This is a genomic window from Micromonospora sp. NPDC092111, from assembly GCF_044755745.1.
Lineage (GTDB): Bacteria > Actinomycetota > Actinomycetes > Mycobacteriales > Micromonosporaceae > Micromonospora.
Genome location: NZ_JBIVRQ010000002.1, coordinates 216,236 through 231,801, shown reverse-complemented (window position 1 = coordinate 231,801; position 15,566 = coordinate 216,236). Strand labels below are relative to the sequence as shown.

Sequence of the window (15,566 nt, the reverse complement as noted above, 5' to 3'; positions counted from 1 at the left end):
GGTCGCACCTCGGTCCGAGGTTGCCCGACCGTTCTCACGATGCGTGACGACCCGACCATAGGGCAGCATGAACCCCGACGTCACGGGGGCGGAGGTTCCACGCATGTCGGCACGGATCCACCTCCCGAGCGGTTGGGTGACCTTCGTGTTCACCGACATCGAAGGCTCGACCCGGCTGGCCCAACTGCTCGGACCGGACTACCGCCCGGTGCTCTGGGAACATCGCCGGCTGCTCCGGGACACCCTCGCCGACACCGACGGCGCGGAGCTGCTGACCGAGGGGGATTCCTTCTTCCTCGCCTTCCCGGACGCGTCGGCGGCGCTGACCGCCTGCCTGACCGCGCAGCGGGCCCTGGCCACCCACGACTGGCCCAACCCGGAGGCCGCGCCCCGGGTGCGGATGGGGCTGCACACCGGGTACGCGGAGCCGCGCGACGGCGAGTACGCCAGCCCGGAGGTGCACCGGGCCGCCCGGGTGGCCGCCGCCGCGCACGGTGGGCAGGTGCTCTGCTCGGCGTCGACCGCCCGGCTGGCCGACCCGCTGCCCGCCGGTGCCTCCCTGCTCGACCTGGGCCTGCACCGGCTGCGCGGGTTCGACGACCGGGAGCGGCTGTTCCAGCTCGTCGCGCCGGGGCTGGAGCGGCAGTTCCCCCGCCCGCGTACCGCCGACGCGGTGGCGCACAACCTGCCCACCCAGGTCACCTCGTTCGTCGGCCGGGAGACCGAGCGGGCCGAGCTGGATCTGCTGATCCGTCGGCACCGGCTGGTCACGGTGGTGGGCGCGGGTGGCGCCGGGAAGACCCGGATCGCGGTCGAGCTGGCCTCCGGGCAGGTGGAGTCGTACCCGGACGGGGTCTGGTTCGTGGACATCGCCACGGTCACCGACCCGGGGCTGGTGGCGTTCGCGATCGCCGCCGTGCTCGGGCCGCGTCCCGAGCCGGGCCGCCCGATCGTGGACACCCTGGTCGAGTACGCCGCCGGCCGGCGGATGCTGGTGCTACTGGACACCTGCGACGCGCAGCCGGCGGCGTGCGCCGAGGTGATCTCCCGGCTGCTCTCCGGCGGGGGTGGGGTGCGGGTGCTCGCCACCACCCGGGAGGCGTTCGGCCTGCCCGGTGAGGTGGTCTGGCGGATCCCGCCGCTGGCGGTCGACCCGCAGCCCGGCCGGACCGAGAGCGACGCGGTGGCGTTGCTGCTGGACCGGACGGCGGCGGCCCGGGGCGGCCGTCCACCGGAGTGGGCGGAGGCCGCCGACCTGCGCCGGGTGGTGCAGCGGTTGGACGGCCTGCCGCTGGCGATCGAGCTGGCCGCGGCCCGGCTGCGGGTGCTCTCCGCCGGGCAGTTGGCCGCCCGGCTGGACGACGTGCTCGGCACCCTGGACGCCGGGCGGGGCCCGGAGCCGCCCGCCGAGAAGGGCTGGGCGGGCAACCAGCAGGACACCGTGGACCTGGTCGCCGCCGCCTCCGGCCGTACGCCGCCGACCCCGGCCCACCGGGCGGTGCAGCGGTCGGCCGCCGAGCGGCACCTCACCATGCAGGCCACGGTCACCTGGTCGTACCGGACGTTGGGGCCGCGTGCGGCCCGGCTGCTGCGCTGGCTGGCGGTCTTCGCCGGCCCGGTGGACCTGGCCACGGTGGAGTGGCTGCTCGGCGAGGACCCGCTCGACCCGCTCTCGGTGCTGGTGGACAAGTCGATGGTGCTGGCCGAGCCGCACGCCTCGGGCAGCACCTACCGGATGCTCGACCCGATCCGGGCGTACGCGGCCCGGCGGCTGGTCGAGACCGGCGAGGAGCGGGCCGCCCGGGACCGGCACGTGGCCTGGGCCCAGCACGCGTTGCAACAGGCCCACCTCGGGCCGGACGGCCGGCCGGTCACCCTGTCGCTCTACGCGCTGGACCCGCTCGCGGGTGAGCTGCGGGCGGCGCTGCGCTGGTCCGCCACCGGGGGCAGTACCCGGGCCGGGCTGCGGCTGGCCGGTGGGCTCGACCAGTGGTGGCGGGAGCGCGGGCTGTCCCGGGAGGCACGGCTCTGGCTGTTCCGGCTGTACGGGCGGATCGCCGAGACCGGCGAGGTCGTCCCCGAGGCGGAGCTGGCGGCGGCGTACCACCTGCACTCGTTGCACGCCGGCGCGGACGGCGAGTTCGCCGAGGAGTTGCGGTACTCGCAGCGGGCGGAGGCGGCGGCCCGGCAGGCCGGCGACGCGGGGCTGCTGGCCCGGGTGCTCGCCGGGCGGGCCGCGCCACTGATCGACATGGGGCAGTTCGCCGAGGCGGAACGGGTCTGCCGGGAGGTCATCGACTGGGCGAACGAGCAGGAGGTGGCCGGCGACGCGTTGCTGGCCATCTACAACCTGGCCGAGCTGCTGTGGCGGCGGGGCGCGCTGGCGGAGGCGGCGGAGCTGCTCGGCGCGGCCCGGCCGGTGGAGGCGGCCCGGCCGGTGGAGCGGGGCCGGCGCTCGGTGGACATGCTGCTCGGCATGGTCGCGCTGGCCCGGGGCGACCTGGTGGCCGCGCACGAGCACCTGTTGGTGGCGCTCCGTTCCCGGATGGGCCACGGCTACCACGGGCGGGCCTGCGACACGGTGAACGCGGTGGCGGTGCGCTGCGCGATGGGTGGGGAGCGGTTGACCGCGGCCCGGCTCTTCGGCGCGGCCCAGGCGACCCGGGCCCGGTTGCGGGACACCCAGGGCATCCACGGCACCTACTGGCTGGAGCGGCAGGCCGAGCTGCGGCGGGTGCTGGGCGACGCGGCCTTCGACGCCGCGTACGGCGAGGGCGGCGGGCTGGGCCTGGAGGAGGCGGCGGCGCTGGCCTTCGCGGTGGAGCACCCGGATCTGGCGGCGGACTCGGTCCGGTTCGGCGCGACCGGCGCGGCGAGGCCCCGGCAGGGCGGCCGGCGCGACGCGGACCGGCGGGAGGAGTGGGCCTGACGCCCCGGGTCGCGCCGACCACCGCAGTGGCCGGCCGGTCGCCGGGGTGGTCGCCCCGGTGCTGGCTGGTCGCCCGCCGCGACGTGTGCCTGGCCGCCACCCGGGCGGGTGGGGTGGCCGCGTCGCGGCGGGCGGGTGCCGGTGGGTCAGCCGCGTCGGGCGGCGCTGCGCTCGGCGTCGGCCTTCATCCGGGCGGCCCGGTCGATGTCGGCCTGCTGCACGGCGGCGACCGAGCCGAAGACGCTGACCGCCTGGTAGTACGTCCAGGCCAGGCTGGTACAGGCCGGCCGGACGACGGCGTTGTAGGTGGCGCAGACCCGCTTCAGGTCCTCGTAGAAGGCGCTGTCCAGGCGGGACTTGTTGGCGGAGAAGATCCCCATCGCCTTGTGGTTGCGGTAGCCGAAGTCGTGCCGGTAGCAGGAGAGGCTGAAGTTGAAGCCGAGCGGGTTGTCCGGGCTGGACGAGCAGTAGTCGGTGGACCAGTCGAACCCGTACTCCGACCAGGCGCCCTTGTTCAGCCGGCCGGCGTTCCAGGCGTTGTAGCTGGTGGCGCTGGTCTGGGTCCAGCTACTCAGCACGCTGAGCTTCTGTGCGGTGCTCACCGCGGCGGCTGCGGGTGAGGCGACGCCGATCGCGCTGAGCAGCGCGAACGTGCCGGCGGCGAGGACGGTGGCAAGGCGTCGGGACACGGTTTTCCTCCGCGGTGGGTCGGGCGGTGGGGCGGTTACCGGCGGGTTGCCGGATGTCGATCAGTCTCGATCAAATCCGGGGCGGTGAGTCGTGACCGAGGCGAACTTTTGATGACATGCGTCGAAACAGACGAATGCCCCGGACGGCCGTCCGCCCGGGGCACTCGCGTCCGTCAGCGCACCACCCGGGCGGGCGAGGCGGCGCTCTCGTTCCACAGCCGGTCCAACGAGGTCACCTGGTAGGTGTACCGGCGGCCGGGCTCGGCGGTGGGGTCCACCCAGGACTGCGCGTCCGTGCTGTCGTCGGCGCGCAGGGTGGCGACCAGGTGGGACGCGTCGGCGCGGTCGCACGGGTCGACCCGGCCGACGCCGTCGAAGCGGTAGACCGCGTACGACGTCGCCCTGCCGAGCGGGCCAGTCCCGTCGGCCGGCTGCCGCCAGCGCAGCCGTACCCCGTCGGCGGTCCGTTCGGCCTTGGTCAGCACCGGGAAGAGCAGCGGCTTCGCCGGCAGGTGCGGCATGGCCGGCACGAGCGCCGGGCGGGAGTAGTGCGCGGCGGCGTAGGTGTCGGTGGCGCTGAGCCGGTTGGCCTTCACCTGTACGGCGGAGAAGTGCACGTTGCCGAGCACCTCCGGGTACGACCGGTTGAGCGTCAGGTGGTTCGACAGCTCCTGCGGGTTCATCCAGTACGACCCGTACGCCGGGTCGCCGCTCTTGTAGTCGGCCTGGCCGATGTAGAGCTGGACCCGGGTGCCGCGGACCTGCTCGGCCCACCACGGCACCAGCCGGGCGTAGTCGGCCGCCGGGTACTGGCCGATGTACCAGTAGAGCTGCGGCACGATGTAGTCGATCCACTCCTGCTTGACCCACTTGCGGGTGTCGGCGGAGATGATGTCGTAGGACTGCGAGCCGGTGGTGTCCGAGCCGTTCGGGTCGGCGGCGGCGTTGCGCCAGATGCCGAACGGGCTGACCCCGAACCGCACCCACGGCTTGGCCAGCTTGATCCTCGCGCCCATCTCCCGCACCAGCAGGTCGATGTTGTCCCGCCGCCAGTCGGCCCGGTCGGTGAAGCCCCGGTTGAACTCGGCGAAGGTGGCGTCGTCCGGCACCTGGTGGGTGCCGCTCGGGTAGGGGTAGAAGTAGTCGTCGAAGTGCACGCCGTCCACGTCGTACCGGGTGACCGCGTCCATCATCGCGGTCTGCACGAACTCGCGGACCTCGGGGATGCCGGGGTTGTAGTAGAGCCGGCTGCCGGCGACCCCGGCCGGTGGATAGGCGAAGGTCCACTCCGGGTGCTGCCGGGCCGGGTGGTCCGGGGCCAGCATGGTCAGGTCGGCACCGGCCCCGCCGGGGGCCGGCATCGAGATCCGGTACGGGTTGAACCAGGCGTGGAACTCCAGGTTCCGCTTGTGCGACTCGGCCACCAGGAAGGCCAGCGGGTCCCAGCCCGGGTCCTGCCCGCGTACCCCGGTCAGGTACTCCGACCACGGCTCGTACGGCGACGGCCAGAACGCGTCGGCGGTCGGGCGGACCTGCACCACCACGGCGTTGTGGTGCAGTTGCTGGGCCAGGTCGAGCCAGCCCAGGTACTCGGCCTGCTGGGCGGCGACCCGGTCGGGGGCGGTCTGCGAGCCCTTGCTCGGCCAGTCGATGTTGACCACCGACGAGATCCACATGGCCCGGAACTGCCGTTTCGGGGTGGCCGGGTCGGTGACGCAGGTGGGGGAGGTGTCGGGGGTGGCCTGTGCCGGTGCGGGGGTGGCGGCGGCGAGCGCGCCGAGCAGTGCCACGGCCAGCCCGGCGACGCCGAGCCGAGTCGTCTTCATGCGGTGTGTCCCTTCGTTGGGGCTCCCGGGGATCGCGGCGTCCCGGCAACATTCGCCGCCGACTATCTGCCGCTGGTAGAAAATTTTCACACCGGGCGGGGTTCGCGCAAGGGTCTGACCTGGATGTCCGGTTACCGGCGGGGGCGGCCGACGCCCGAGGGGTCCCTGCGGCGTCGGCCGCCGTGCGCCGCGGCCACCCGGCGGTCGACCGGAACGTGGTGAGCGGTCGCCCGCGATACAGTCCTCAGCCAGGCCGGGAGGGGGGCGAGGTCGTGCCGACCGCGACGCCCCACCGCGCGCTCACCGCCCCCACCACCTGACCCCTCCGGGAGAGCACCCACACCCCCGGGCCCCCCGGCCCGCTGAATGCCGGCCTCCGGCCCGCGACGGTCGGCGTCGGTCAGTCGAAGAAGCGGGCCAGGTGGGTGGGGGAGGGTGGGGTGGCGTCGGCGGGCAGCGGGGTGAGGTCGGCGAAGATGGACGCGCCGTCGCAGCCGGCGTGCAGCGGGTACCACCGCGGCGTGCCCGGTGGGCGCTGGCAGCAGATGCCCTTGAAGGTCTGCACGTCCAACAGCCGTACGTGGGTCGGGTCGGCGACCGCGTTGACGTGACCCCACCAGGGGCTCATCACGTGCAGTACGCCGCCCGGCCGGAGCACCCGGTGACACTCGTCCACCAGCGGCAGGAAGTCGATCAGGTGCTCCAGGATGTGCACCGTGAAGATCACGTCGACCGAGTCGTCGGCGAGCGGAAGGGACCCGGACAGGTCCGCCACCGCGTCGACCCCGGGCGCGGGATAGATGTCCAGTCCCAGGTTGGCCGGGTACTGCTTCTGGCCGCCGCAGCCCAGGTCCACCACCACCGGCTCCCGGTCACCGACCCGGACCCGGCACCAGACGCCGAGCACCCCGGCCAGCCGGCCGACCAGATCACGGACCAGCCGTAGCTGAGCCGGACCGGCCACCGCGCCGGTCAGGTGGGCGACCCCCCGGTCGAACCGCACCTCGACGGCGAGCCCGCGGAGCCGTTCGTCGTGCCGGGCCTGTTCGGCCCATGCCTCGGCGAGGAACCCGTCGATCGCCCGCAGCCGCTCGGCCGAGGGCGGTGTCTGCGCCAGCGCGACCATGGCCACCTCCCGCCGGCCGTTACCCGCAATCCCGGCCGGTACACCCGCCCGGCGGCCGGCACCTCCGCGGATGGCCGGCAGCGGGTTGGCGCTGGTCTACCCGGAGATGGTGCGGCGGGTCGGTCGTCCGGCGGCCCGGATGCGCTGTCGGGGCGGCGGGGTCGTCCTGGGTCGCTTCAGGTGGTAGCGGTGCAGCTCGTTGTGGCCCTCCAGGGACGGGTCCTCGCTCATCCCGACGAGTTCCCAGCCCTGGTCGCCGGCCCGGTTCAGGTGGGCCAGCGCGGTGTCGCCGTACGGGGTCACGTCGACCATCGAGCCGTCCGGGCCGTACCAGACGAAGACGACCTCCCAACTGAGGTCGGTGGCGGTCGCCTGGCGACGCCGGACCAGCAGCGCGTACTCCCACTTGAGCATGGGCCCATTCTGACCCGCCGGCCGCCCGCCGGCACGGATCAGTCCTCGGCGATCCGTCCGTCGGCGACCCGCAGCCGCCGGTTGACGCTCACCGCTTCCAGCATCCGCCGGTCGTGGGTCACCAGCAGCAGCGTCCCCGGGTAGCTGGCCAGCGCGGACTCCAGTTGCTCGATGGCGGGCAGGTCGAGGTGGTTGGTCGGCTCGTCCAGCACCAGCAGGTTGACCCCGCGCCCCTGGAGCAGCGCCAGCGCCGCCCGGGTCCGCTCGCCCGGCGACAGCGTCGCCGCCGGTCGCAGCACGTGCGCCGCGCGCAGCCCGAACTTGGCCAGCAGGGTCCGCGCGTCCGCCGGCGCCAGGTCGGGTACGGCGGCGCCGAACGCGTCCAGCAGTGGCTGGTCGCCGAGGAAGAGCCCCCGGGCCTGGTCGACCTCGCCGACCACCACCCCCGGGCCGAGCGCGGCGTGTCCGGCGTCCAGCGGCAGCCGGCCCAGCAGCGCGGCGAGCAGGGTGGACTTGCCGGAGCCGTTCGCCCCGGTGATCGCCACCCGGTCGGCCCAGTCGACCTGGAGGTCCACCGGGCCGAGGGTGAAGCCGCCCCGGCGGGCCACCGCGCCGCGCAGCGAGGCCACGATCGCACCGGCGCGGGGCGCGGCGGCGATCTCCATCCGCAGCTCCCACTCCTTGCGCGGCTCCTCGACCACCTCCAGCCGCTCGATCAGCCGCTCGGTCTGCTTGGCCTTCGCCGCCTGCTTCTCGGTCGACTCGGCGCGGTACTTGCGGCCGATCTTGTCGTTGTCGGTGGCCTTCCGGCGGGCGTTCTTCACGCCCTTCTCCATCCAGGCCCGCTGGGTGCGGGCCCGCGCCTCCAGCCCCGCCCGGGTGTCGGCGTACTCCTCGAAGTCGGCGCGGGCGTGCCGGCGGGCCACCTCCCGCTCCTCCAGGTACGCGGAGTAGCCGCCGCCGTAGTGCCGGACCTGCTGCTGGGCCAGGTCCAGTTCGAGGACCCGGGTCACCGTGCGGGCGAGGAACTCCCGGTCGTGGCTGACCAGCACGGTGCCGGCGCGCAGCCCGGTGACGAACCGTTCCAGCCGGTCCAGGCCGGCCAGGTCCAGGTCGTTGGTGGGCTCGTCGAGCAGGAAGACGTCGTACCGGCTGAGCAGCAGCGAGGCCAGCCCGGCCCGGGCGGCCTGGCCGCCGGAGAGGGCGGTCATCGGGTGGTCCAGGTCGACCGTCAGCCCCAACTCCGCGGCCACCTGGGCGGCACGTTCCTCCAGGTCCGCGCCGCCCAGGTCCAGCCAGCGCTCCAGCGCCTCGGCGTACGCGTCGTCGGCGCCGGCCGCGCCGGACCCGAGCGCCTCGGTGGCGGCGTCCAGCGCGGCCTGCGCCCCGGTGACCCCGGTACGCCGGGCCAGGAAGTCACGGACCGTCTCACCCGGTCGGCGTTCCGGCTCCTGCGGCAGGTAGCCGACGGTGGCGCCGGGCGGGTTCAGCGAGACGTTGCCCAACTCCACCGGCTGGAGCCCGGCGAGGGTACGCAGCAGCGTCGACTTGCCGGCCCCGTTCACCCCCACCAGCCCGACCACGTCCCCGGGGGCGACGACCAGGTCGAGGTCGGAGAAGAGCAGCCGGTCACCGTGACCGGCGGCGAGATCCTTGACGATCAGCGTGGCGCTCATGAGGAGCCGAGCGTACCGGGACGGCGGTCCGCCCCCGATCGGCCGGGCCGGGGCATCCAGGCGTCGGACACGAGGCAGACTCACTCCCGTGGTGACCACTCTGGCGATCGACTGTGGCGGCGGTGGGATCAAGGCGTCGGTGCTGGACGAGGCCGGCACGATGCGGGCCCGGCCGCTGCGGGTGCCCACCCCGTACCCGCTGCCGCCCGCGCTCTTCGTCAAGACGCTGGTCGAGTTGGCCGGCCGGCTGCCGGCGGCGGACCGGGTGACGGTGGGGATGCCCGGCATGATCCGGCACGGGGTGGTGGTGGCCACCCCGCACTACGTGACCCGGTCCGGGCCGCGCAGCCGGGTCGACCCGGACCTGCTCGCCGAGTGGTCCGGCTACGACGCGCGGAGCGCGGTCGCCGAGGCGTTCGGGGTGCCGGCGCTGGTGCTCAACGATGCCGAGGTGCACGGGGCCGGGGTGGTCGCCGGGACGGGCTGCGAGCTGGTGCTGACCCTGGGCACCGGGCTGGGCAGCGCGCTCTTCGACGGCGGGCGGCTCGCCCCGCACCTGGAGCTGTCGCACGCCCCGGTGCGCTGGGGCACCACCTACGACACGTACGTGGGGGAGCCGGAGCGGCGCCGGCTCGGCGACGCCTTCTGGTCCCGGCGGATCCGGCAGGTGGTGGACGGCCTGCGCCCGGTGTTCCGCTGGGACCGGCTCTACCTGGGCGGCGGCAACTCGCGGCTGGTCCGGCCGGAGCAGGTGGCCCGGATGGGCGACGACGTCGTGGTCGTGCCCAACACGGCCGGAATCGTCGGCGGCGTCCGGGCCTGGGAACTGGCCGGCGGGCGGTACGACCCGACCCCCTGAGCGGCAACTCCGCCCGGCGGAACACTCGCGGTACGGCCGGTGTTGTGCCAGCGTCGGGATCAATGGCGGCGTGACACGAGGAGGTGGGTCGGGATGGATCTTCTGGCGGAGTACCGGCGGGCGACCATGTTCTTCGAAGCGGGTGACCCGACCGGAGCGGCCCGGCTGCTCGAACCGATCGTGGCGGCCGAGCCCGGCAACTCCTCCGTACGCCAGTTGCTGGCTCGGGCGTACTTCCAGTCCGCCCAGCTCAGCCGGGCCGAGGAGCAGTTGCGGGAGCTGGTCGACCGGGACCCCAGCGACCACTACGCCCACCACGTGCTGGGCCGGACGCTGGAACGGTTGAACCGCTACTCCGACGCGCTGCGGCACCTGCGTATCGCGGCGGCCATGCACTCGACCAACGACGACTACGCGACCGCGCTGCGGCGGGTGGAGAGCCGGGTCGGCGGCGGTCGCTGACCTCGCCGACCACGCCGGGCCGGGGAGGGAGCTTCTACGCTTCCCCCGGCCCGGTTCTGCGTCTCGTCCAGGCCAGAAACCTCTCGAACAACTCCGCCGGGGGTGGGACGGCGTTCGGGTTGAGGGTGATCAGGTCGCCGGTGGCGTCGAACAGCCTCCCGGCCATGTAGACCGACAGCCCTACCCGGTCCCGCCGGTATTCGAGGGCCAGCAGCAGCAGTCGGGCGGCTGGCACGGCCACGGAGCGGCACACGCCCGGCACAACCAGAGCGGCCGCATCGGCACGTGTGGCCGAATCGCCCCACCCTTGCGCGCATGCACCGAGGAAACGTCCAGTGGCTGCACGGTCTCAGGGTGACGGTTACGCTACCCCCTAGTCAAGGCCCTAGTAGGGCCTCGCCCAACTAGGGCATGCCCTAGTTGGGACGTGTCTAGCCTCCCGTCCATGGGCCGGAATCTCATGGGCGCGTACGAGATTCGGATGAGGCTGGGCGTGAGCAGGCAGCGCGTCGAGCAGTTGATGAAACGTCCCGACTGGCCGAAGCCCTACGAGTCGCTCGCCACCGGCCGGATCTGGCGTACCGAGGACATCGAGGCGTGGATCCGCGAGCACCGGCCGAACCTGCCCGACGAAGCCTGAGCTTCGCCCGGACTCCTGCGGGCCTACGATTGGGCCTGCCATGAGGGCTGCGCAGGTGGGGGAGGCGGGATGAAGCTCAAGCTGGACCTGCACGACATCTTCAACAAGGGCCACGACATCGACCGCGCCCTGCGCGGAATCATGGACGAGGCGGTGGCGAAGAAGGCCACCCTCGTCGAGATCATCCCGGGTAAGGGCTCCGGCCAGCTCAAGAAGAAGGTGCTGCGCTTCCTCGACCAGAAGGACGTCAAGCAGCTCTACCACCGGGTCGAGAAGGACTCCAAGAACTTCGGCCGCCTCTTCGTGCACTTCCGCTGGAAATGATCGGGGCGCGGGTCGCCTTCGTGGAACTTCCACGATTCTTCTGTCGTGCTCCGGATTGACAGAAATCGTTTCGCCTGCTCCCGTCGGCAATGGTTGACCAGCGAGTCGGCACGGCGTGACTGAGCGGGTATCCGGGTAGGCCGGCCCGGCCGGAAACGTTGCTCCGTCCGGCCATACTGATGGCTGCGTGGATCTTCGTAGACTCATCGGACCCGGCCCTGGAGTGGTCCACATGGTAGAGATAGCAGTCGCTGCCCTCGGCGTCCTGGCGGCGATCATCACCGGCGTCTACACCGTCAAGGCCGTCAAGGCGGAGCGGGCGGAGAAGCCCGCCCCGACCAAACCGGCGGTGCACGTCCGGGGAAATGCGCCCCGCCCGGCGCCCCGCCCGACGGCCGCACCCGCCCCGACCCCACCCGCCCCGGTGGCCCGCAGCGTGGTGCCGCCGCCCGGTCAGCAGGTGCTGCCGCTGGTACGCCGCAAGAGCGAATACGCCGGCAAGTCGGAGCGGGAACTTCAGATCGCGATCCTGACCGACGCCAACTTCATGCTCCAGCAGGGGGACACATTCGTTTACCGGAAGATTCGAAATGAGGTAGACCCCGCGTGATCGTACCGGAGCGATTCCGAAGGGCCATCGTCGCTCATTGCTTCGCCGTGTCGTGCCTGCCCGACTATCCCCTGATCCTGGCCGTGGTCGGACCGCCGGGCGACGGAAAATCGTTCCAGACCGCGGCGGCGCTCAACACCGCCGGCTTCGTCGCCTTCCGATTCTCCTCGTCGGAGTTGGGTGGGCGTTCGGAGGGCCGCCCGGTGGAGCAACTTCGTTCCCTCTACAAGCGGGCCGCGCAGCACGCCGAGGTCGACAACAGCTATCCGGTGCTGGTGCTGGAGGATTTCGACCTCGGTCCGGCCGGTCGGGACCGCAACGCCCGCTACACGGTGAACTCGCAACTCCTGACGGGCTTCCTGATGAACCTCGCCGACGACGTACGGATGTGCGACGTGGGTACGAGCCAGCGATTCCCGATCGTGCTCACCACCAACGACCTGTCGACGCTGCACGGGCCGTTGACCAGGCCGGGCCGGATGCGGGTCTTCACCTGGGAGCCGACGGTCGCCGAACGGGCCGAGATGATCTACTCGGCGCTGCACGGGCGGGTGCCCGGACTCACCGCCGAGCAGGTCGAGAAGCTCTGTGCCCGCTACCAGGGCCTCTCCGTGGCCGCCATCTCGTCCGCCCTGGTGGAGTGCCTGGGCGACAAGGTCTTCGACTTCGTCTCGCAGCACCCCCAGATGGGCATCGTCGAGGCGCAGCGCCGGTACGCCAACGGCGGCGGGTGGGTGACCCTTGAGGAGATCGAGGACGCGTTGCAGCGGCGACGCCTGACCCGGCGACGCCTCACCTTCTTCCGGGCGGGTGGTGAGTGATGGACGACGAGGACGACGTCGAGATCGAGGTCTCCGTCGACGTCGACCCGGAGGTGGTGGTCCTGGTCCGGCTGAACGTGATCGCGCACGTCGCCCGGGAGATCGCCAGCGCGGTACGGGCGCCGGAGTCCTCCCTGGAGATCATCATGAGAAGCATCCGGGACGGGCTGCTCGCCCAGGTCGAACTGGCTGCCTACGGGGCGGACGACACGATCGTCTCCTACCTCTCCCTGGAGATCGACTGGGACCGGCACGCCTTCCTGCTCACCCAGGGGTCGGCCAAGCACGAATTCCTGCTCAAGTCCGACGGGCCGGTCGACACCCAGGTGGCCCCGATGCTGGCGAAGGCGCGGGACTACATCCAGCAGTGCAGCGACAACCTCGGGGTCCGTCGGGTCGACGCCTACTTCACCTACCGGCCCGGCCGACGGGAGGAGGCCAACCAGAAGTACGGCACCTCGCCCACCTCGACCGACGAGGCGGCCCGGCTCCGCAAGGCCGTCTCCGGGCAGGAACTCAGCGTGGTCGACCACAACCTCTCCGAGCTGCGCGTCCTCTACCGCCACATCCGCGGCAGCTGAACCCGCCGGCACCCCGGGTACCGCCCCGGGGTGCCGGCGGCCGGGTCAGACCGGGTAGGTGCGGGCCACCGCCAGCAGTTCGGAGCTGTGCGAGCCGACCACGCCCACGCCCGCCGGACGGGGGCGGAAGCCCGGCAGGGCGTCCAGGCCGTCGCTGGCGTCCATCGCCCGGAGGTTGACCTTGCCGGCCCGGGGCAGCACGGTCAGGGTGATCTCGACCCCCTCCGGCGGCGGGGCGTGGAAGACGATTCCTAAACCCCACCGGTCGAACGTCGCCTCCTCGGCGGTCGGCTGCCGGCCCACCGGCACGGTCCGGCCGGCCACCTCCGCCCGCCGCACCTCGGCCGTGGTCGCGTCGACGTGCAGCGTGGCCAGCCGTACCGGGCGTTGGGGAAGCAGCCGCAGCCGCAGGGTCCGTTCCCCACCGGCGGTGCTGTCCGACAGCACCTGGACCGTCGGCGCGGGTAGGTTCGCCGCCGGTGCCACGCCGGTACGCACCGACTCCTCGCCCAGGCCGGGGAACACTCGGCCCAGGTACTCACTGAAGTGCGAACCGGCGTATTCCTTCGTCCAGGGCTGGGGTTCCTCTTCCCGGGTGATCCACTCCGCTTCGTTGGTGTCGGCGTCCAGGGCGTACATCAGGTGGGTGGGCACGGGATGGGCGGCGTCGAAGCGGTCGACCGCCAGGCCGACCCCGGCGAACACGGTAGCGGCGAGCGCGGCGGCGACGGCCGGCAGCGCGCCGAGCCACCGGGCCCGGGCGGCGACCGGGTCGCGCTCGCCGCTGGAGGCCGGGTCGTGCGAGTCGCGCTCGCCGCCGGCGACCAGGCCGCGCTGGCCGCCGGCGGCCGGGTGCAGCAGGTCGATCACCGGCAGCGCGGCCAGCCCCAGCAGCACCGCGAAGAGCGCCGCCACCCCGCCCATCGCCATCCCCAGCGCCGGGAAGAGCAGCACCACCGTGGGCAGCAGGATCACCACCGCCACCGCGCCGGCCAGGGTCACCGCGACCACCGGCCACGGGCCGTCGATCCGGGTGGCGAGCGCCCCCAGGCCGGCGAGCGCGCCGGCCAGCGCCGGCAGGGTCGCCAGGTACGCCCCGCCGGGCACCAGCGCGGCCAGCACCACCCCGAGCAGGGCCAGCCAGGCCAGCCCGCCGACCGCCAGCGCGGCCGGGCCGGCCCAGCGGCGGGCCAGCGCGTACCAGGCCAGCAGGATCGCGGCGGCGAGCGCCACCACCGCCAGCCGGTACCAGGTCGGCCGGTACGGGTCGAGCAGTTCGGCGTGGCCGGGGCGCAGCGCGGTGATCCCGGCCCAGAGCAACTGGGCGGCGAGCGGGGCGGCGGCGACCGGCACGAGCGTCAGCCCGAAGCCGGCGACCAGCCGGCCGGTGCCGGCCCGGCCGCTGCGGCGGACCAACCAGCCCAGCACCAGTACGCCCAGCACCGCCAGGCCGGCCAGCGGCCAGGTCAGCCAGCCGGGGTAGCGGACCAGCCCGCCCGGCACCGGGAAGTAGGTGGCGTCGTGGCCGGAGCGCAACCCCGTCAGATCGGCCCGGCCGAACTCCCGGGCCAGCCCGAGCGCGTTGTCGCCGTGCATCTGGAGGCTGCCCCGGTCCATCGCCGCCGGGGTGTCCAGCGGGGTGTGGTAGATCGCACCCCCGTCGATGTACGCCGCGTTCAGCCCGACGAAGTCGTGGTCGAGGAACGCGGTGAAGTCGGTGTCGTTCGGCAGCGCCCGGTAGATCTCCACGGCGAACGAGGTGCCCACCGGGTGCGGGGCGGCCCGGCCGAAGACGTCCACCAGCTTCGCGTTGTTCCGGGACGTCTCGAACATGATCACCGGGCCGGTGGAGCCGCGGGCCTCCAGGTTGAGCACCACCCCGCCGTCGGCGGCGAGCGGGTGGTCGGACGCGAACGCCGACGCGCCGCACAGGCACGCCTCCTCTGCGTCGGTCAGCACGAAGACGATGTCGTTGCGGGGCCGGGGCCCGGCGGCCAGTGCCCGGGCCACCTCCAGCACGGTGGAGGTGCCGGCCGCGTCGTCGTTGCCGCCCGGGCCGGTCTGCACCGAGTCGTAGTGCGCCACCAGGAAGATCCGGCCGGTGGAGGCGGTGCCGGGGAGCCGGGCCACCACGTTGCGTACCCGGGCGAAGGTCGCCCCGCCGGCCGCGCCGCTGAGCTGCCCCGCCTCCGGGGCGACGGTGTCCTGCACCTCGGTCTCCAGGCCCAGGCCGCGCAGCACCCCGACGACGTGCTCGCGGACCTGGTCGTTGGCGGCGCTGCCGGCGGGATGCGGCCGGGCCGCCACGGTCTGCACCGTCCGGTACGCCCGGCCGGCACTGAACTCGTCGGCCGGGGCGTCCGCCGGTCGGGGTGCCGGGGTGGCCAGGTCGATCAGCATGGCCGCGCCGACCGCGACCAGCGTGACCAGGGCGACCAGGGCGGCCAGCGGGCGGTGACGGGGCCGGGCCAGCGTCCGGTCGGCGGCGGAGGGGGGTGCGCCCACGGGGAACTCCTCGGAGGTGGTGCGGGGGTGGGCACCATCCTGCCCCGCACCGGCCGGCGGGAGACTCCCCGGAAACCGAACCGTGACGCGGCCGGGCGTCCGAC

At 73.4% G+C, this 15,566-nt stretch carries 14 protein-coding genes and 1 pseudogene; 8 read left to right on the top strand and 7 right to left on the bottom strand.

Going from position 1 to position 15,566, the window contains the following annotated elements; all coding sequences use genetic code 11:
• Positions 1–103 precede the first annotated feature (103 nt).
• Positions 104–2,929 (top strand): ATP-binding protein, encoded by a 2,826-nt coding sequence (locus tag ACIQG9_RS07105; protein WP_400398992.1) that lies wholly within the window; start codon positions 104–106, stop codon positions 2,927–2,929.
• Positions 2,930–3,075: 146 nt separating this feature from the next.
• Here the strand turns inward: ACIQG9_RS07105 and ACIQG9_RS07100 are convergent, their stop codons facing one another.
• From ACIQG9_RS07100 to ACIQG9_RS07080, 5 genes and pseudogenes are all read right to left on the bottom strand, one after another.
• Positions 3,076–3,618, bottom strand: a complete 543-nt coding sequence (locus ACIQG9_RS07100) for a phospholipase (RefSeq protein ID WP_400398991.1) — start codon at positions 3,616–3,618, stop codon at positions 3,076–3,078.
• 173 nt (positions 3,619–3,791) lie between these two features.
• A complete protein-coding gene (locus tag ACIQG9_RS07095; RefSeq protein WP_400398990.1) occupies positions 3,792–5,444 on the bottom strand; it encodes a glycoside hydrolase family 10 protein in 1,653 nt (550 codons plus the stop codon).
• A gap of 400 nt (positions 5,445–5,844) precedes the next feature.
• Positions 5,845–6,570, bottom strand: coding sequence for a methyltransferase domain-containing protein (locus ACIQG9_RS07090; RefSeq protein WP_400398989.1), 726 nt, complete (start codon positions 6,568–6,570; stop codon positions 5,845–5,847).
• Between the two features lie 168 nt (positions 6,571–6,738).
• Positions 6,739–6,984, bottom strand: a pseudogene (locus ACIQG9_RS07085) (hypothetical protein); the annotation flags it as partial.
• Positions 6,985–7,022: 38 nt separating this feature from the next.
• Positions 7,023–8,660, bottom strand: coding sequence for an ABC-F family ATP-binding cassette domain-containing protein (locus tag ACIQG9_RS07080; RefSeq protein ID WP_400398988.1), 1,638 nt, complete (start codon positions 8,658–8,660; stop codon positions 7,023–7,025).
• Between the two features lie 88 nt (positions 8,661–8,748).
• Here ACIQG9_RS07080 and ACIQG9_RS07075 point away from each other — a divergent pair, with 88 nt between their 5' ends.
• Together ACIQG9_RS07075 and ACIQG9_RS07070 are read left to right on the top strand one after the other, a co-directional pair.
• Complete coding sequence (locus ACIQG9_RS07075) at positions 8,749–9,519, top strand: ROK family protein (RefSeq protein ID WP_400398987.1); 771 nt, start codon at positions 8,749–8,751, stop codon at positions 9,517–9,519.
• Positions 9,520–9,612: 93 nt separating this feature from the next.
• On the top strand, positions 9,613–9,981 hold the full coding sequence (locus ACIQG9_RS07070) for a tetratricopeptide repeat protein (RefSeq protein ID WP_400398986.1): 369 nt from the start codon (positions 9,613–9,615) through the stop codon (positions 9,979–9,981).
• A gap of 34 nt (positions 9,982–10,015) precedes the next feature.
• Here the strand turns inward: ACIQG9_RS07070 and ACIQG9_RS07065 are convergent, their stop codons facing one another.
• Entirely contained in the window at positions 10,016–10,222 is a 207-nt protein-coding gene (locus ACIQG9_RS07065) for a hypothetical protein (RefSeq protein ID WP_400398985.1), read from the bottom strand.
• 204 nt (positions 10,223–10,426) lie between these two features.
• Here ACIQG9_RS07065 and ACIQG9_RS07060 point away from each other — a divergent pair, with 204 nt between their 5' ends.
• The 5 genes from ACIQG9_RS07060 to ACIQG9_RS07040 all read left to right on the top strand — a co-directional run bounded on the left by ACIQG9_RS07060 (position 10,427) and on the right by ACIQG9_RS07040 (position 12,957).
• Positions 10,427–10,621 carry an AlpA family transcriptional regulator gene (locus ACIQG9_RS07060; RefSeq protein ID WP_205789268.1) on the top strand — a complete coding sequence of 65 codons (195 nt, stop codon included), beginning with the start codon at positions 10,427–10,429 and terminating at the stop codon, positions 10,619–10,621.
• Positions 10,622–10,690: 69 nt separating this feature from the next.
• On the top strand, positions 10,691–10,945 hold the full coding sequence (locus ACIQG9_RS07055) for a Smr/MutS family protein (RefSeq protein ID WP_067315484.1): 255 nt from the start codon (positions 10,691–10,693) through the stop codon (positions 10,943–10,945).
• 232 nt (positions 10,946–11,177) lie between these two features.
• The gene (locus ACIQG9_RS07050) at positions 11,178–11,555 is read left to right on the top strand and encodes a hypothetical protein (protein WP_400398984.1); all 378 of its coding nucleotides are present in this window, start codon (positions 11,178–11,180) and stop codon (positions 11,553–11,555) included.
• A gap of 47 nt (positions 11,556–11,602) precedes the next feature.
• The gene (locus ACIQG9_RS07045; RefSeq protein WP_400398983.1) at positions 11,603–12,376 is read left to right on the top strand and encodes an AAA family ATPase; all 774 of its coding nucleotides are present in this window, start codon (positions 11,603–11,605) and stop codon (positions 12,374–12,376) included.
• A complete protein-coding gene (locus tag ACIQG9_RS07040; protein WP_400398982.1) occupies positions 12,376–12,957 on the top strand; it encodes a hypothetical protein in 582 nt (193 codons plus the stop codon). The genes ACIQG9_RS07045 and ACIQG9_RS07040 overlap by 1 nt, the downstream gene beginning before the upstream one ends.
• A gap of 45 nt (positions 12,958–13,002) precedes the next feature.
• Here the strand turns inward: ACIQG9_RS07040 and ACIQG9_RS07035 are convergent, their stop codons facing one another.
• Positions 13,003–15,462 (bottom strand): M28 family peptidase, encoded by a 2,460-nt coding sequence (locus ACIQG9_RS07035; RefSeq protein ID WP_400398981.1) that lies wholly within the window; start codon positions 15,460–15,462, stop codon positions 13,003–13,005.
• Positions 15,463–15,566: the final 104 nt, after the last annotated feature.